This is a genomic window from Streptomyces syringium (genome assembly GCF_017876625.1).
GTDB classification, from domain to species: Bacteria; Actinomycetota; Actinomycetes; order Streptomycetales; family Streptomycetaceae; genus Streptomyces; species Streptomyces syringius.
In genome coordinates, this window is the sequence record NZ_JAGIOH010000001.1 from 7125800 (window position 1) to 7140785 (window position 14986).

11 protein-coding genes and 1 pseudogene are annotated in these 14986 nt (G+C 70.6%); 7 read left to right on the forward strand and 5 right to left on the reverse strand.

The window, feature by feature from the left end:
- Positions 1-42: 42 nt before the first annotated feature.
- On the reverse strand, positions 43-1134 hold the full coding sequence (locus JO379_RS30955) for a PP2C family protein-serine/threonine phosphatase (protein WP_209518043.1): 1092 nt from the start codon (positions 1132-1134) through the stop codon (positions 43-45).
- A gap of 230 nt (positions 1135-1364) precedes the next feature.
- On the opposite strand from JO379_RS30955, the gene JO379_RS30960 reads away from it, so the two are divergent.
- Complete coding sequence (locus tag JO379_RS30960; RefSeq protein ID WP_130880890.1) at positions 1365-2126, forward strand: thioesterase II family protein; 762 nt, start codon at positions 1365-1367, stop codon at positions 2124-2126.
- 228 nt (positions 2127-2354) lie between these two features.
- A complete protein-coding gene (locus tag JO379_RS30965) occupies positions 2355-2774 on the forward strand; it encodes a CBS domain-containing protein (protein ID WP_130880889.1) in 420 nt (139 codons plus the stop codon).
- 50 nt (positions 2775-2824) lie between these two features.
- On the opposite strand, the gene JO379_RS30970 is transcribed toward JO379_RS30965, so the two are convergent.
- Positions 2825-3385, reverse strand: coding sequence for a GNAT family N-acetyltransferase (locus JO379_RS30970; RefSeq protein ID WP_130880888.1), 561 nt, complete (start codon positions 3383-3385; stop codon positions 2825-2827).
- Between the two features lie 170 nt (positions 3386-3555).
- Here JO379_RS30970 and JO379_RS30975 point away from each other — a divergent pair.
- The 3 genes and pseudogenes from JO379_RS30975 (at position 3556) to JO379_RS33520 (ending at position 6603) form a co-directional block, all read left to right on the forward strand.
- Positions 3556-4882, forward strand: a pseudogene (locus JO379_RS30975) (MbnB/TglH/ChrH family RiPP precursor modification enzyme).
- A 3-nt stretch (positions 4883-4885) separates the two neighbouring features.
- A complete protein-coding gene (locus JO379_RS33515; protein WP_245381596.1) occupies positions 4886-5788 on the forward strand; it encodes a TIGR04222 domain-containing membrane protein in 903 nt (300 codons plus the stop codon).
- A 236-nt stretch (positions 5789-6024) separates the two neighbouring features.
- Positions 6025-6603: a polysaccharide deacetylase family protein gene (locus tag JO379_RS33520; RefSeq protein ID WP_278046351.1), complete on the forward strand. Its 579-nt coding sequence runs from the start codon at positions 6025-6027 to the stop codon at positions 6601-6603.
- A gap of 52 nt (positions 6604-6655) precedes the next feature.
- On the opposite strand, the gene JO379_RS30985 is transcribed toward JO379_RS33520, so the two are convergent.
- Positions 6656-8929, reverse strand: coding sequence for a family 2 encapsulin nanocompartment cargo protein terpene cyclase (locus tag JO379_RS30985; RefSeq protein ID WP_209518045.1), 2274 nt, complete (start codon positions 8927-8929; stop codon positions 6656-6658).
- Positions 8930-9153: 224 nt separating this feature from the next.
- Here JO379_RS30985 and JO379_RS30990 point away from each other — a divergent pair, with 224 nt between their 5' ends.
- Positions 9154-9477, forward strand: a complete 324-nt coding sequence (locus JO379_RS30990; protein WP_130880884.1) for a nuclear transport factor 2-like protein — start codon at positions 9154-9156, stop codon at positions 9475-9477.
- On the opposite strand, the gene JO379_RS30995 is transcribed toward JO379_RS30990, so the two are convergent.
- Positions 9468-11483: an ABC transporter ATP-binding protein gene (locus JO379_RS30995; protein ID WP_130880883.1), complete on the reverse strand. Its 2016-nt coding sequence runs from the start codon at positions 11481-11483 to the stop codon at positions 9468-9470. The genes JO379_RS30990 and JO379_RS30995 overlap by 10 nt on opposite strands.
- A gap of 78 nt (positions 11484-11561) precedes the next feature.
- A complete protein-coding gene (locus JO379_RS31000; RefSeq protein ID WP_209518047.1) occupies positions 11562-13313 on the reverse strand; it encodes an ABC transporter ATP-binding protein in 1752 nt (583 codons plus the stop codon).
- Positions 13314-13666: 353 nt separating this feature from the next.
- Between JO379_RS31000 and JO379_RS31005 the strand changes: the two genes are divergently transcribed.
- Entirely contained in the window at positions 13667-14698 is a 1032-nt protein-coding gene (locus tag JO379_RS31005) for a GDP-mannose 4,6-dehydratase (protein ID WP_130880881.1), read from the forward strand.
- The last annotated feature ends 288 nt before the right edge of the window (positions 14699-14986 follow it).

Consider the following 14986-nt stretch of genomic DNA (forward strand, 5'->3'; position numbering starts at 1 on the left):
CCGGACGGACGGTATCCGCCGACCCGCGAGGGGAGCGCCGTGTCACTGCTCGCGCCGCACGACCAGCAGGGCGGCGTCATCCGACAGTTCCCCGCCCGCGTAGCTGAGCAGATCGGCCACGAGACGGTCCGCCATCGCGTCCGGGACCAGCTCCGGCAGTCGGGCGAGCCGCTCGGTCAGGGGGTAGAAGACGCCGGACGCGTCGCGGGCCTCGGTCACGCCGTCGGTGTACAGCACCAGCAGATCACCCCGCTCGAAGACGAACCCCTGCCCGTCGCAGAGGCCGCCGATCAGATGGAGCAGACCCAGCGGCGGCTGCGGAACGGGCGTCTCCACCTCGGTCACCGTCCCCGCGTGCAGCAGCAGCGGCGGCAGGTGGCCGCAGTTCACCAGCTCGGCCGGGCCGTCGTCGTCCGGCACCCCGACCAGCGCGGCGGTCACGAACTCCTCGCTGGGCGGGCGGCGTCCCAGGGCGGCGTCGATCCGGCGTGCCACCGTGGCCAGATCCGCCTCGACCTGGGCGACCTCCCGGAAGGTGCCCAGCACATCGGCCGCGGCGTCCACGGCGGACAACCCCTTGCCCCGGACGTCACCGATGATCAGCCGGGTCCCGAAAGGCGTGGCCAGGGCCGCGTAGAGGTCGCCGCCCACCCGGGCCTCGGCCGCGGCCGCCAGATACCGCACCGCCACCCGTAGCGTGCCGATCCGCTCCGGCAACGGCCGCAGCAGGGTGCGCTGCGCCGCCTCCGCCACGGAACGGGACTGGAGCAGTTCGCGCTCCCGCGTCGCCACGAGAACGACGTTCGCTGTGCTGACCGAGGTGATGGCCAGGACGGTGAAGCCCGAGGTCAGATGGACGGCGAGCGACACCTCCGGGTCGGCCCGCGCGAGCAGGGGGACGAGCGCCAGGGCGAGCAGCCCGGCCGTCAGGGGGACCCGGGCGCGGCGGGTGCCGATGCTGGCGAGCACGGGCGCCGTGGCGAGCACGGGGGAGAGCGTCCATTGCGGATTCGTGGCCAGGTCCGTCGCGACGGAGGCGGCGAGAAGCACATAGGCGGCCACGACGAGGCGTCGCGCGCGGCGGGGAAGCCGCGAAGCCTCGGGCGGCCTGTCCCGGCCTGGGGCGAGCATCATGATTGTTCTCCACCATAGGGACTCCGCCCCCGCCCGCAACCGGACCGCCGTGGTACGCCGGGGGCGCGGGGCCCCGCACCGCCCGACATGGAAAGTAAGGTTCCGTTTCCGTCCCCGTCACTTACCGCCCCGGCCCCGTGCCGCGAGCACGAACTCGCCATACTGGCGTTCGAGTCCGCCCTCGCGCACCGGCGGGCCGACGGCGACGAGAACAGGAACCCACCGCTCTGATGACCGACAACAAGATCAACAACATCATCCGCCCCCGGCCCGTCCAGGACCCCGAGTTGCGCCTCTTCGCCCTGCACCACGCCGGCGGCTCGCACGTGCCGTTCCGGAGCTGGGCCCGGTTGCTGCCGCCCGAGTGGGAACTGTGCCTGGTCGACGCGCCCGGCCGGGTCGCCCGCCCCGGCCCGCCCTGCCGCGGCGCGGCGGAGCTGGCCGAGCGGTTCCTCGACGACTTCCGGCCCCTGATGGACCGTCCGTACGCCCTCTTCGGCCACAGCATGGGCGCGATCGCCGCGTACGAGAGCGCCCTCGCCGCGCACGAGCGCGGACTTCCGCTGCCGCAGTGGCTGGGTCTCTCGGCGATCAGCGCCCCCGAGCACCACCCCCGGGGGACCCGGCGCTTCGCCCTTCCCGACGACGGACTGCGCGAAGCGGTGCTGCGGTTGGGCGGCACACCGCGCGAGGTGCTGGAGGACCCCGACCTCTGGGCGTTCTTCTCGCCGATCATGCGGGCCGACTTCGAACTCGCGGAGACCTGGCGGCCGCGCCGCGACGCCCCCGCCCTGCCGATCCCGCTGTCGGTGTTCGTCGCGGACGGCGACGCGGGCGTCCCGCTGTCGCGCACGGAGGGCTGGGCGGCCACCAGCACGCGCTTCCTGGGCACCCGGGTGTTCAGCGGGGGCCACTTCTACTTCCAGCCCGATCCGGCCGCCCTCGTCGAGGCCGTCGTGGCGGACATCCGGGCGGCGGCCCCCGTCCACTGACCGTCGGACCGGATCCCCCTCCGAGGCGCTTTTTCCGGGCGACTGCGGGGGATTCGGCTGGATCACGGCGAAGGGCCGCCCGGCTGCCGCCCCGGGGCGGAGCGTGCCGCGTTCGCGGCGGAGGGCACGGGCGGCGACGATGGAAGAGCCGTGTGCGCCAGCCACGGCGACGTCCGATCGAACCCCCGGCGCGCGCCCGCGCCGCCGGGGGGACGCAAGGAGGCAACCATGACCACTGCCAAGGAAATCATGCACGAGGGCGCGCAGTGGATCCCCCGTACGGAGACGCTGGACCGCGCCGCCCAGCTGATGCGACGGCTGGATGTGGGCGCCCTGCCGGTCAGCGACGAGAACGACCGACTGTGCGGAATCGTCACCGACCGTGACATCGTCGTGAAGTGTGTCGCCGCCGGTCACGATCCGTCCCACATCACCGCCGGCGACCTGGTCGAGGGCACCCCGCGCTGGATAGACGCGAACGCCGATGTCTCCGAGGTGCTGGAGGAGATGGAGAGCCACCGCATCCGCCGGCTGCCGGTCATCGAGAACAAGCGCCTCGTGGGCATGATCAGCGAGGCGGACCTGGCCCGGCACCTCTCCGACGACCAGATCGCCGCGTTCGCCGAAAAGGTCTACGCGGTGCGGTAGCCGCGCGCCGGGGGCGACCGCCGGGATCCCGCGGCCGCCCCCGGCCGCGATCAGGTCCCCGAGGAGGCGGCGCGGCCCTCGCCACCGGGCCGGGTGTCGTCGGTCAGTTCCTCGGCGAGCAGATCCATCAGCAGGGCGTCGTGCCAGGTGCCGTCCGGCCCCCGCTCGTAGCGGCGCATGATGCCGACCGGACGGAAGCCCACCTTGCCGTAGCAGCGGATGGCCGCGGCGTTGTCGGCCGCCGGGTCGATCACCACCCGGTGATGGCCGTGATCGTTGATCAGATGCCGGACGAGGGTGCGCACGGCGTCGCTCCCGACACCCCGGCCGTGCACCGCCGGGTCCACATAGAGGTCGATGTTCGCGTGACGGTAGTCCGGATCGGTCTCGGCGGACCACTGGATGGCACCGGCCACCTCGTCGTCGTACTCGATCACCAGGCTGTGGTCGCCGGGGTAGGCGAGATCCTCGGCCACCGCGGCCGCCAAGTCCTCGCCGCCGCGCCAACGCGCGTACACCTCGGGCTTCGCACGGATGGCGGCGAGCGCGGGAATGTCGGCCGGCGTCGCCGGGCGCAACACGACAGCGGTTCCGTACAGACTCTTCTGCATGTCACAGAACGCTAGTCGAACCTGTGTCCGTGTCCGCTGATGCCAACATCACACCGACGTTTCCGCGCCTCCTCGAACAGGCATTCATATGATGCGACAGGGGGTATTTTTCCCCCGGACTGTTTCCCCGCGCGATCGGTATCGCGCGGGAGCACGGGGGCGGGGGACCCATGGGGTATTTGGGCACGGGCATCGGCTGGCGCCCGGAGATCGCCGACGACATCGCGCGACTGCCGGACGTCGACTGGGTGGAGGTCGTGGCGGAGAACCTCTGCCCGGGCCACCTTCCCGACCCCCTGGAGCGGCTGCTCGCACGCGGTACGCCCGTCGTCCCGCACGGTGTCTCGCTCGGCCTCGGCGGTGCCGAACGCCCCGACCTCGCCCGGCTGGTCGCACTCGCCGAACTGGCCGAGGAGCTCGACGCACCGCTGGTCAGCGAGCACATCGCCTTCGTCCGGGCCGGCGGCCCGCTGACCGCCTCGCCACGGATCGAGGCCGGCCACCTGCTGCCCGTCCCACGCACCCGCGACGCCCTGGACGTGCTGTGCGCGAACGTGCGGATCGCCCAGCAGATCCTGCCCGTACCGCTCGCGCTGGAGAACATCGCGGCATATCTGACCTGGCCGGGCGAGGAGTTGACCGAAGGACGCTTCCTCACCGAGCTGGTCGAGGGGACCGGTGTACGGCTGCTCGTCGACGTCGCCAACCTGCACACCAATCACGTCAACCGTGGTGAGGACCCGGCCGCGTTCCTGGACGAACTGCCGGTCGAGTCCCTCGCCTACGTCCATGTGGCGGGCGGCTTCGAGAAGGACGGCCTGTGGCACGACAGCCACGCGCACCCGGTGACCCGGCCCGTCCTCGACGTCCTCGCCGAGCTGTGCTCCCGTGTCACCCCGCCCGGTGTGCTGCTGGAGCGCGACGACCACTTCCCCGCAGCGGACGGGCTCGCCGCCGAACTCGCCGCGATACGCGGCGTGCTCCGGGAGCCCCACCGTGTCTGAATCCCCGCGTCCCGACCCCGACGGGGAAGAGCCCGGCACGGACGCCGCCCGGCGCCGGCTCGCCCGCGCGCAGACCGAGCTGCTGTCCGCGCTCGTCGCGGGCGGCCCGCCGCCCGACGGCTTCGACCCGGGGCGGCTGCGGGTGCAACGACGGGCGCTGATCGCCAAACGCGCGAACGTCCTCACCAAAGTGGCCCCCGAGCCGGCGGAGATCCTGGCCGGGGACTTCCGTGACCTGTTCTTGGCCTACGCCCGCACCCGCCCCATGACCGACGGCTACCGCCGCGACGCCACGGACTTCGTCCGCCACCTCCTTGACACCGGCCAACCGCCGGACGCCGAACGGCGGGAGCTGCTGACCGCCTGGTGGGAGGAGCGGATGCGACCGCGACCCACCCCCGGCCGCCTCGGCCGTCTGGTGACGGCTCTACGAACCTCACGCGCCGCGCGCTCGCTCCGCATCGCGACGAGCGCCGCCCCGAAAGGCAGCTGACCCATGATCATCGCCCTGACCGTGGCCCTGATCGCGCTCGCCATCTCCTCGGCCTGGCTTCTGCGCCTCCGCCTCACGGCCCGTGGCCCCCGTGTCCCGCTGACGACCGGGTGCGAACCGGGTCTGCTGGAGATCGCCTACTTGAAGGGGTGGGAGGGGGGCGTGGCCGATACCGTGATCGCCCGGATGTACGCCGAGGAACGCATCTCCGTGGACTCCGCCGGCAAGGTCAAAGTGATCAGCCCGATCGCCCGGGACTCCTTCGAGCGGGCCGTGTTGAAGGAATGCGCCACCGACTGGAGCAGCGACCTGCGCGCGGTGCGGGACGTGCTGACCGGCTGCCGGGGCATGCGGACCCTGGAAGGCTCGCTGGAGAAGCAAGGCCTGCTGATGCCGGTACAGGCGCACGGCACATGGCGTTGGGCCGCGGGCATCCACGTCGTCTGGCTGGTGATCGCCGGGATCCTCGCCCTGGCGTCGGCCTTCACGGCGGACTCCGCCCTGGCTCGCTTCGTCCCTCCCACCCTGGTCGCCCTCGGGATCGTGCTGCGGGTGCTGTGCCGCCCCCGCGTCGGCCGGTTCACCGACCACGGGGCGCGGATGGACGACTACCTCTGGGTGGGATGCCCCTGGGTGGAGCAGCAGCCGGACCGCCATCCGGCGGGCATCGCGGGTGTCGTCGCCGCGTGGGGTCCGGGCCTGCTACGGGGCCCCCATGAGGAGTTCGGGAAGCAGTTGGAGAAGGCCGGCGAGTGGCGACCGTACAAGCCCTCGTCGTCCCGCTCTTCCGGCAGCGGCGGTTCGAGCTCGTCCACCGGCTACGGCTGCAGCACGGGCTGCTCCGGCAGCTCGTGTTCCAGCAGTTCCTGCTCCAGCTCGAGCTGCGGCGGAAGCAGCTGTTCCTGACCCGGCGCTCCTGTCTCACCCGGCCGGCCGAGTCTTCATTTGCGCCGGGGTGCGGCCGCTGCCAGCCTGAGGCGGTGATCACCGGCAGCCCGTTCCGTCCCTGTCGTCGCCCCCGGCCCGTGACGGCAGCGATCGCCGTGCTGGCGGCGCTGTCGGCTGTCCTCGCGGTCTGCGCGGCCCCCGCGAGCGCGGCGGCGGGCTATGACGCCGAGCGGTGCGGCAATACCTCCGGCCGGGTGCTGCTGACGCTGGACGACTGGTCCGTCGAGGACCCGGACCGGGCCGTGCGGGCCGGGAGCTTCCTGCGGGGGCGCGGCGTCCGCGCCGCGTTCTTCCTCGTCAACCATCACGCCGAGCGCCATCCGCACATTGCCGTCACCCTGCGGCGCCAGGGCCACTGGGTCGGCAATCACTCCTACTCCCACCCCCATCTGCCCGCCCTGAGCGAGAAGGCGGCCCGCGAGGAGATCCGCAGCGGGCTGCGGAGCACCTTGCTGCGACCGCCGTTCGGTGACTACGGGCCGCGCGAGACGGCACTCGCGGCGGAGCTCGGCTACCGGATCTGCACCTGGACCCTGGACACCCTGGACTGGGAGAAGACCGGTGGGCAGTTCCCGGGCCCGGAGGTCCTGCGGGCCCGGGTGCGGCAGGCGCCGGCGGCGGCCAAGCGCAGCGGAGTCGTCCTGGGGCATCTCTTCACCCGTTTCCCCGACGCCCTGCCCGGGATCGTCGACGACCTCCACGACCAGGGCTACGGGCTGTGCCGGAACGGCGGCCCCACCACGGCGAGCATCCCGGACCCCCTGGACTGCTGAGCCCCGGGCCGCTGAGCTCTGAACCGCTGAGCCTCGCGGCCCGTGGCCCTGGTCAGCCCCCGGCCACCGCCATGGCCGTGGGCGGGCGGAACGGCGTCGTGATCCTGGCGGCCGAGGTGCCGAGGCCCGTGGGGACGCCCCACGCCGCCGCCGGCGGGGCGTTGTGGCGGAGCAGGTCGACCTCGGCGTACCGGCGGCAGCCCTGGTGCCAGGTGAGGATGCCGGACAGCCAGTGCTCGAGCTCCTCGGCATAGCCCGTGAGGGTCGCGCGGGCCTCCTCGCTCAGGTCGAAGTCGTCGAACATCGCGGGCAGCTGGACGGCGACGATGTACTGGAACTCGCGCATCCGGGCGGTCATCAGATCACTGACGATGCCGAGTGCCTCCTCGGTCCCGCAGTTGAAGAAGTTCCGCACCACGAGAACCGCGTTGTGGAGCTCGCCCTCGAACTGGATCTCCTTCTGGTACGAGAAGACGTCGTTCATCAGGCAGGCGTAGTCCTGCGCCGCGTTCTCCATCGCCTTGACGGGCCGTGACCGGTAGACCTCCGGCGGCACGGTGTGTCCGTGGCCGATCCGGGACAGGCTCATGGTGAGGTCCGAGCCGAAGGTCTGGCGGCGCATCTCGATGTAGTCGACGGGCTCGGGGATGCGGTTCTGCTTCTGGTTGGACAGCTCCCACAGCCAGCTCTCCAGCATGACCCGGACGGCGTCCTGGAAGGCGCGGCGGTCGTCGGTGTCCATCGGGCCCGCCGTGCGCGGCCACAGATCGGCGAGGCCGCGCTCCAGCGGGTTCAGCGGGGCCGGCGCCGACGCGAGGTCCAAGGGCATGAACAGCAGCAGCCGTTCGTGGCACGCCTTCGCGGCTTCCATGTCCGGGGTGCGGCCGAAGACCACCGGGTAGTAGTCGTCGGCGTAGGTGCCCCAGGTGAGCCAGTCCGACGTCAGATCCAGAGCTCCGGGGGTCGCGTCGGGGTGGATGCCGGCGGCGCACAGGGGGAGGTCGATGTCCTTGAGTTTCTCCTCGTCCCAGATGCCGGACCCGGGGATACCGGGGACGGCGTCCAGGATTCCCACACCATGGCTCCACTCGACGTTGTGCCGGCGGGCGGCGTCCAGATGCGGGCTCAGCCGGGTCGTGTAGGGCATGGCGAAGTCGGGGTGCGGCAGCGGGCCGACCTGCTGGAAGGGGACGTGGGCGTAGCTCCTCAGCCTCGCGGGGACCGAGACCGCCAGCGAGACCACGGCCCGCGCCGCCGATGTGCCGAGGCCGGAGGGGCCTGCCAGGAGGGTCGCGGTGGCCAGGGGAGCGGGGGCGTTCGCGTGGGCGTCGCCCGAGGCGCCGTTCATGTACCGGCTGGAGCGCATGTGCCACTCGTGCCCGCCGGACTGCCAGTCCTGGAGCCCCTTGACGTAGGCGAAGACATCGGCGTGCGCCGCCGGGTCGAGTCCTTGCTCCCGCAGGAGCGGCGCCACCTCATGCAGCGCGGTGTGCTCGAACTGCTGCAGGCGTGCGGTGAGGAGGTCGTTGACGGCGTCCGCCGCCTCCTGGGTGTCGCAGCCCAGGAACTTCTCCAGCACCAGCACCGCGTTGGCCAGCTCGCCCTCGCTCTGGGTCTCGCGCTGGTAGGAGAAGAGGTCGTTGCGCAGGTGCACCCCGTCGGCGAAGGTGTCCTTGAGGACCCGCATCGGCCGGCTCGCCGCGACCGCGGCGGGCACCTCGGCGCCGACCGCGTGCTCGACGAGATTGGCGGACCAGGGGGCGCCGCCCACCTTGCGGCGCATCTCGATGTACTCGACGGGGTTGGACACCCGGCCCTCATTGATGTTGGCGAGCTCCCAGAGGGACTCCTCCAGCAGATGCCGGGTGCTCTCGTGGAAGCGACGGCGCCAGTCCCGGGACATCGCCGGGACCGTGCGGGCCCACAGCTCCGCGAGTCCGGCCTCGACCTGGTTGGTCGGTGTCGCGGGCGTGTCCACCGGGTCGACGGGCATGAAGGCGGGCAGCCGGTCGAGATAGGCCTTCGCGCCGGCCATGTCCCGGCTGCGCTTGAAGATGTCCAGGAAGTGGTCGTCGAAGAAGAACACCCAGACGTACCAGTCGGTGACCAGGGACAGCTCCGCCGCCGAGGCGTCCGGATGGGTGTACGCGCAGAGCAGGGCGTAGTCGTGCGAGTCGAAGTCCGACTCCTCCCAGATGCCGGATCCCTCGATCATGTTCATGTCTCGGGCCCACGCCTTGGAGTGCTTGCGGGCACTCTCCAGATGAGGGTTCAGGCGGGCCGGATACGGCATGTAGAAGGAGGGGAGCCGGAAGGGATCGGACATTCGTGCACGGCCTTTCGCGTGGCCTGGACCAAATCGCCCCTCACGCTAGGCGGCGGGCCGCACCGAATGGCGGGGTAAGTCATCTTTCCCCTCAATAAGGTGAATGCGTCGATCCCCCCGCTTAACGATCTTACAAACGGGGTGGGCGCGGTCCCGTGGCCGGAACCCCGCCCCCTGGCTACCGTTCGGGACATCCGCCCGGAACGACCGAGGAGCAGGTTTCGATGACCATCGCCCCCCAGAACCTCAGCGACCCCCTGGTGAGATCCCTCGCCCTCGCGATCAACACCGGCGACCGGGAGGGCTTCCTGTCCCTGCTGACCGACGACGCGACCCTGTCCGACGACGGCTCGGACCGTGATCTGCGCCAGTGGATCGACAAGGAGATCTTCACCGCCGGGGGCCACATGGACGTGCGCTCCGAGTCGGACGGCGGCCGCTCGCTGATCGCCGACTTCCGCAACGACACCTGGGGCGAGATGCGCACCGCCTGGAGGTTCGAGATGACGGACGGCAGGATCAGCCGCATCGAGACCGGTCAGGCCTGACCGGCCGGCTCCCCCTGCTCTCCCGGCTCCTGCCCGGGCACCAGGGTCCGGGAGGCGTACATCCGGGCGTAGGTGCCCGCGTTCCCGATCAGCTCCTCGTGCGTGCCCCGCTCGATGATCCGCCCGGCCTCCATGACGACGATGACGTCGGCGTCCCGGATGGTCGACAGCCGGTGCGCGATGACGAAGCTGGTACGGCCCGCGCGCAGCGAGTTCAGGGCCCGCTGGATGAGGACCTCCGTGCGGGTGTCGACCGAACTCGTCGCCTCGTCCAGCAACAGGATCGCCGGCCCGGTCAGAAACGCCCGCGCCACCGTGATCAGCTGCTTCTCACCGGCGCTGACGCTCGACGTCTCGTCGTCGAGCACGGTGTCGTACGCGTCGGGCAGGGTCCGCACGAAACGGTCGACGCAGGTCGCGCGCGCCGCGGCGACGATCTCCTCGCGGGTGGCGTCGGGGCGCCCGTACGCGATGTTCTCGGCGATCGTGCCGCCGAACAGCCAGGCGTCCTGGAGGACGAGACCGATGTTCGCGCGCAGTTCCTCGCGGGTCATCCCGGCGATGTCCGTGCCGTCCAGCAGGATGCGGCCGCCGTCGAGCTCGTAGAAGCGCATGAGGAGATTGCCGAGTGTGGTCTTGCCCGCCCCGGTCGGACCGACGATCGCCACGGTCTGGCCGGGCCGCACGGTGAGCGACAGGTCGTCGATCAGCGGAGTGCCCGGGGTGTAGGCGAACGACACCCGCTCGAACTCCACATGCCCCTCGATGCGTTCGGGCCGCACCGGCCGCCGCGGGTCGGGCCCCTGCTCGTCCGCGTCGAGCAGCGCGAAGACCCGCTCGGCGGACGCCGCGCCCGACTGCAGACGACCCGCGACGCTCGCCGCCTCGACGATCGGCCGGCTGAACCCACCGGAATACAGGATGAACGCCTGCACCTCACCGATCGACAGCGATCCGCTCACCACGCGCAGCGCGCCGACGACGGCCACGACGATATAGCTGAGGTTGGCGACGAACATCATCGACGGTTCGATGGCGCCCGAGACGGACTGCGCCTTCGCGCCCGCCCGGTACACCGCCTCGTTGTGCTCGTCGAAGGCCCGCTCCGCCAACTCCCGCCTGCCGAAGCCCTTCACCAGCGAGTGCCCGCTGTACATCTCCTCGACATGGGCGTTGAGCGTCCCGGTGGCCGCCCACTGGGTGGCGAACTGAGGCTGCGCACGTTTGACGATCAACGTGGCCAGCAGCGCCGACACGGGCACGCCGATCAGCATGATCAGGGCCAGCAGCGGTGAGATCACGAACATCAGGACCAGCATGCTCAGCGTCGAGAACACCGCGGTGATCAGCTGGCTCAGTGACTGCTGGAGGGTCTGCTGGAGATTGTCGACGTCATTGGTGACCCGGCTCAGCACCTCGCCCGGCGCATTGCGGTCGAAGTAGCTGAGCGGCAGACGCGCGAGCTTCTCCTCCACCCTCTCCCGGAGATCGAACACGACCCGCTGCACGACGGCCGTGGCCAGCCACCCCTGCAGAAGTGTGAACAGCGACGCCGCGGCGTACAGCGCGAGGACGACCAGCAGCAGCCGTCCGACGCCGTCGAAGTCGATGCCCTGGCCGGGCACCACGTCCACCGTGCTGAAGACATTGGCGAGCGAGTCGTGGCCCTCGGCGCGCAACCGCTCGACGACGGCGGCCTTGGACTCCCCGGTGGACACCTGCTTGCCGATGACACCGGCGAAGACCAGGTCCGTGGCATCACCGAGGAGCTTCGGACCGAGGGCGTTGAGGGTGACACCGACGATCCCGAGGCCGAGCAGCACGGCCACCCGCCCGCGCTGCGGACGGAGCAGCCCCAGCACCCGGCGGACCGTACCGCGCGGGTCGCGTGCCTTCTCCGACGGCTCGGCGTTCTCCGGCGGGGTGCGCTGCTCCCCTTCGGGTACGGCTCCGGGTTCCCGCGGGGGCGTGCCCGGTGCCGTGCCGACCTTGACCGGGGGAGTCATGCCGCCCCGCCTTTCCTGTGGGTTCCGGGGAGCCGGTGCGACGGCCGGCGTACGGGCGTAGCGGTGCTCCCGCCGCGCTCACGGCCGATTCGTCGCACCGGCGGCCTCCTCGCTGGTGAGCTGGGAGAGCGCGATCTCGCGGTACGTCGTGCTGTCGCACATCAGCTCCTCGTGGGTGCCGGCCCCCACGACGCGCCCGGCGTCGAGGACCACGATGCGGTCGGCGTGCCGGACCGTGCTGACCCGCTGGGCGACGACGACCACCGTCGCCCCGGCGATCTCGGGGGCGAGGGCCGCCCGCAACGCCGCGTCCGTGGCGTAGTCGAGCGCCGAGAAACAGTCGTCGAAGAGATAGACGTCGGGCCGGCGCACCAGCGTGCGCGCGATGGACAGTCGCTGTCGCTGCCCGCCCGAGAGGTTGGTGCCGCCCTGCGCGATCCGCGCGCCCAGCCCACCGGGCATGCGCTCGACGAACTCCCGGGCCTGGGCGGTCTCCAGGGCGCGCCACAGCTCCTCGTCGGTGGCCTCGGGCTTGCCGAACCGCAGATTGCTCGCCACGGTGCCGGAGAAGAGATAGGGCTTCTGCGGCACGAAGCCGACGGTGCGGGAGAGGGCGTCCGCGTCGTACGCGCGCACGTCGACGCCGCCGACCAGGACCGATCCGCCCGTGCGGTCGAAGAGCCGCAGCACCACGTTCAGCAGGGTCGTCTTGCCGCTCCCGGTGCTGCCGAGGATCGCCACCGTCTCCCCGGGACCGGCCGTGAGGTCGATGTCCCGCAGTACCGGCTCCTCCGCTCCCGGGTAGCGGAACTCCACGGCACGCAGCTCCAGTCGGCCGGCGTCCGTGCCGGTGTGGACCGGGTACTCGGGTGCCTTGACGCTCGGCTCGGTGTCGAGCACTTCCTGGATGCGTTCGGCGGACACCTTCGCGCGGGGTACGGCCAGGAAGACGAACGTCACCATCACCACGGACATCAGGATCAGACCGAGATAGCTGAGGAAGGCGCTCAGCGAGCCGAGCTGCATCGACCCGGCCTCGATACGGCGGGCGCCGAACCAGATCAGCCCCACCATGAAGGCGTTCATCACCAGCATGACGAGGGGGAGCATCGCCGCTATCAGCCGGGCGACACGCAGCGACAGCGCGGTCATCTCGGCGTTCGTCCGGGTGAACCGCTCGCGTTCGTGGGTGTCGCGCACGAAGGCCCGCACCACCCGGACCCCGGTGATCTGCTCGCGCAGCATCCGGTTGACCTGGTCGACGCGCTGTTGCATCAGGTCGTACCACGGGCTCATCCGGGTCAGGATGAGCGTGAAGGTGGCGGCGATCACCACGACGATCGCGACCAGGAACATCGACAGCGGCACGTCCTGGCGCAGCGCCAGCAGCACGCTGCCGACGCACATGATGGGTGCCGACACCGCGATGCCGAAGGCCGACTGGGACAGTGCCTGGACCTGCTGGACGTCGTTGACCGTTCTGGTGATCAGTGAAGGGGTGCCGAAGCGGCCCACCTCGCGGGCGGAGAAGTCCAGCACCCGGCGGAAGACCGCCGAGCGCAGATCGCGTCCGAGGCCCATCGAGGTGCGGGAGCCGAGGGTCACCGCGCCGATCGCACAGGCGATCTGCAGGGCCGCCACGACGAGCATGACGGCGCCGGTCCGCCAGATGTAATCGGTATCGGCCTTGACCACGCCGTTGTCGATGACCGCGGCACCGAACATGGGCAGCAGCAACGTGGCCGTGACCTGCACCAGTTGCAGCAGCACGAGAAGGGCGACGGAGCGGCCGTAGGGGCGCAGGCGGGCACGCAGGAGTCTGATCAGCACCGAACTCTCCGGACGGCAGGGCCGGCGGACCGCCGACCCGCCCAGTCCACCGCACAACACACAGGAGAATCCCTAGTGTTCGCGCTGCCGAACACTCGCGGGCATCGGCCGACGGTGTCCCGCGGGGGCCGAGTCTCGCAAATTCCCTAGTGTGTCGGCATTTTCTTGACACTGCCGTCGGGCGACTGCGAGCGTGCGGTCGCATATATCGGCCGGACAGAAGCGCATTCGGTGCCAGTTCATCGACCGGTCATTCTTCCGGTGCGTTCACCGTCGGACTTTCGCATGTTCCGCTCCCGTGGTGGGACAGCTCTGCGTGCGGGCGGTCTGTCCGGGGGAGAGAAGGGGATGACATGTCCAGGCGCGCGTTGATCACTGGGATCACCGGACAGGACGGTTCTTACCTGGCGGAACACCTGCTGTCGCAGGGTTACCAGGTATGGGGATTGATCAGGGGACAGGCCAATCCGCGGAAATCGCGGGTGAGCCGTCTGGTCTCCGATTTGTCGTTCGTGGACGGCGATCTCATGGATCAGGCAAGTCTCGTTTCGGCCGTGGACACGGTGCAGCCGGACGAGGTGTACAACCTCGGCGCGATTTCCTTTGTGCCGATGTCGTGGCAGCAGGCCGAACTGGTCACCGAGATCAACGGCATGGGTGTCCTGCGGATGCTCGAAGCCATCCGCATGGTGAGCGGACTGAACGGCTCCCGGCATGCGGGCGGCGGCCAGATCCGTTTCTACCAGGCGTCGTCCTCGGAGATGTTCGGCAAGGCCGCCGAGACTCCGCAGAGCGAGACCACCAGGTTCCACCCCCGCAGCCCGTACGGCGTCGCGAAGACGTACGGGCACTTCATCACGAAGAACTACCGCGAGTCCTTCGGGATGTACGCGGTGTCCGGGATGCTCTTCAACCACGAGTCCCCGCGCCGTGGCGCGGAGTTCGTCACCCGGAAGATCTCGCTGGCGGCCGCCCGCATCAAGCTGGGCCACCAGAAAAAGCTGGACCTGGGAAACCTCGACGCGGTGCGGGACTGGGGCTTCGCCGGCGACTACGTCCGGGCGATGCACCTCATGCTCCAGCAGGAGGAGCCGACCGACTACGTGGTGGGCACCGGCCAGATGCACACGGTCCGGGACGCGGTGCGCTATGCCTTCGAGCACGTGGACCTCGACTGGAAGGACTACGTCTGCGTCGACCCCGCCCTGGTGCGCCCGGCGGAGGTGGAGGTGCTGTGCGCCGACACCCAGCGGGTCCGCACCGAGCTGGGCTGGGAGCCGACCGTCGACTTCCCGCAGCTGATGCACATGATGGTCGAGTCCGACCTCCAGCAGGTCTCTCGTGAGCACGAGTACGGCGACCTCCTGCTGGCCGGCAGCTGGTAACAGCCGGCAGACACGCAAGAGACAAGCAACAGACAAGCAGCAGACAACAGGCGTCAAGAAACCGACGCGGCGTGACGCGTACCCGCGTCCCGCCGCGTCGTCGCGGACGCAAGCACCGCGCAGAACTAGGGATTTCTTGCCGACGTCCCGACGAGACTCGCTTCATGGCATTCCGCGGACGCGGATGCCGCGAGTCTCGTCGCCCCGGGCCAAGACGTGCCTGCCGGGTGACGTTCGGGCGGCGCGATTCAGGTTCGGCCACTGGCTGTCGAGATTGGTTGAGTTGAG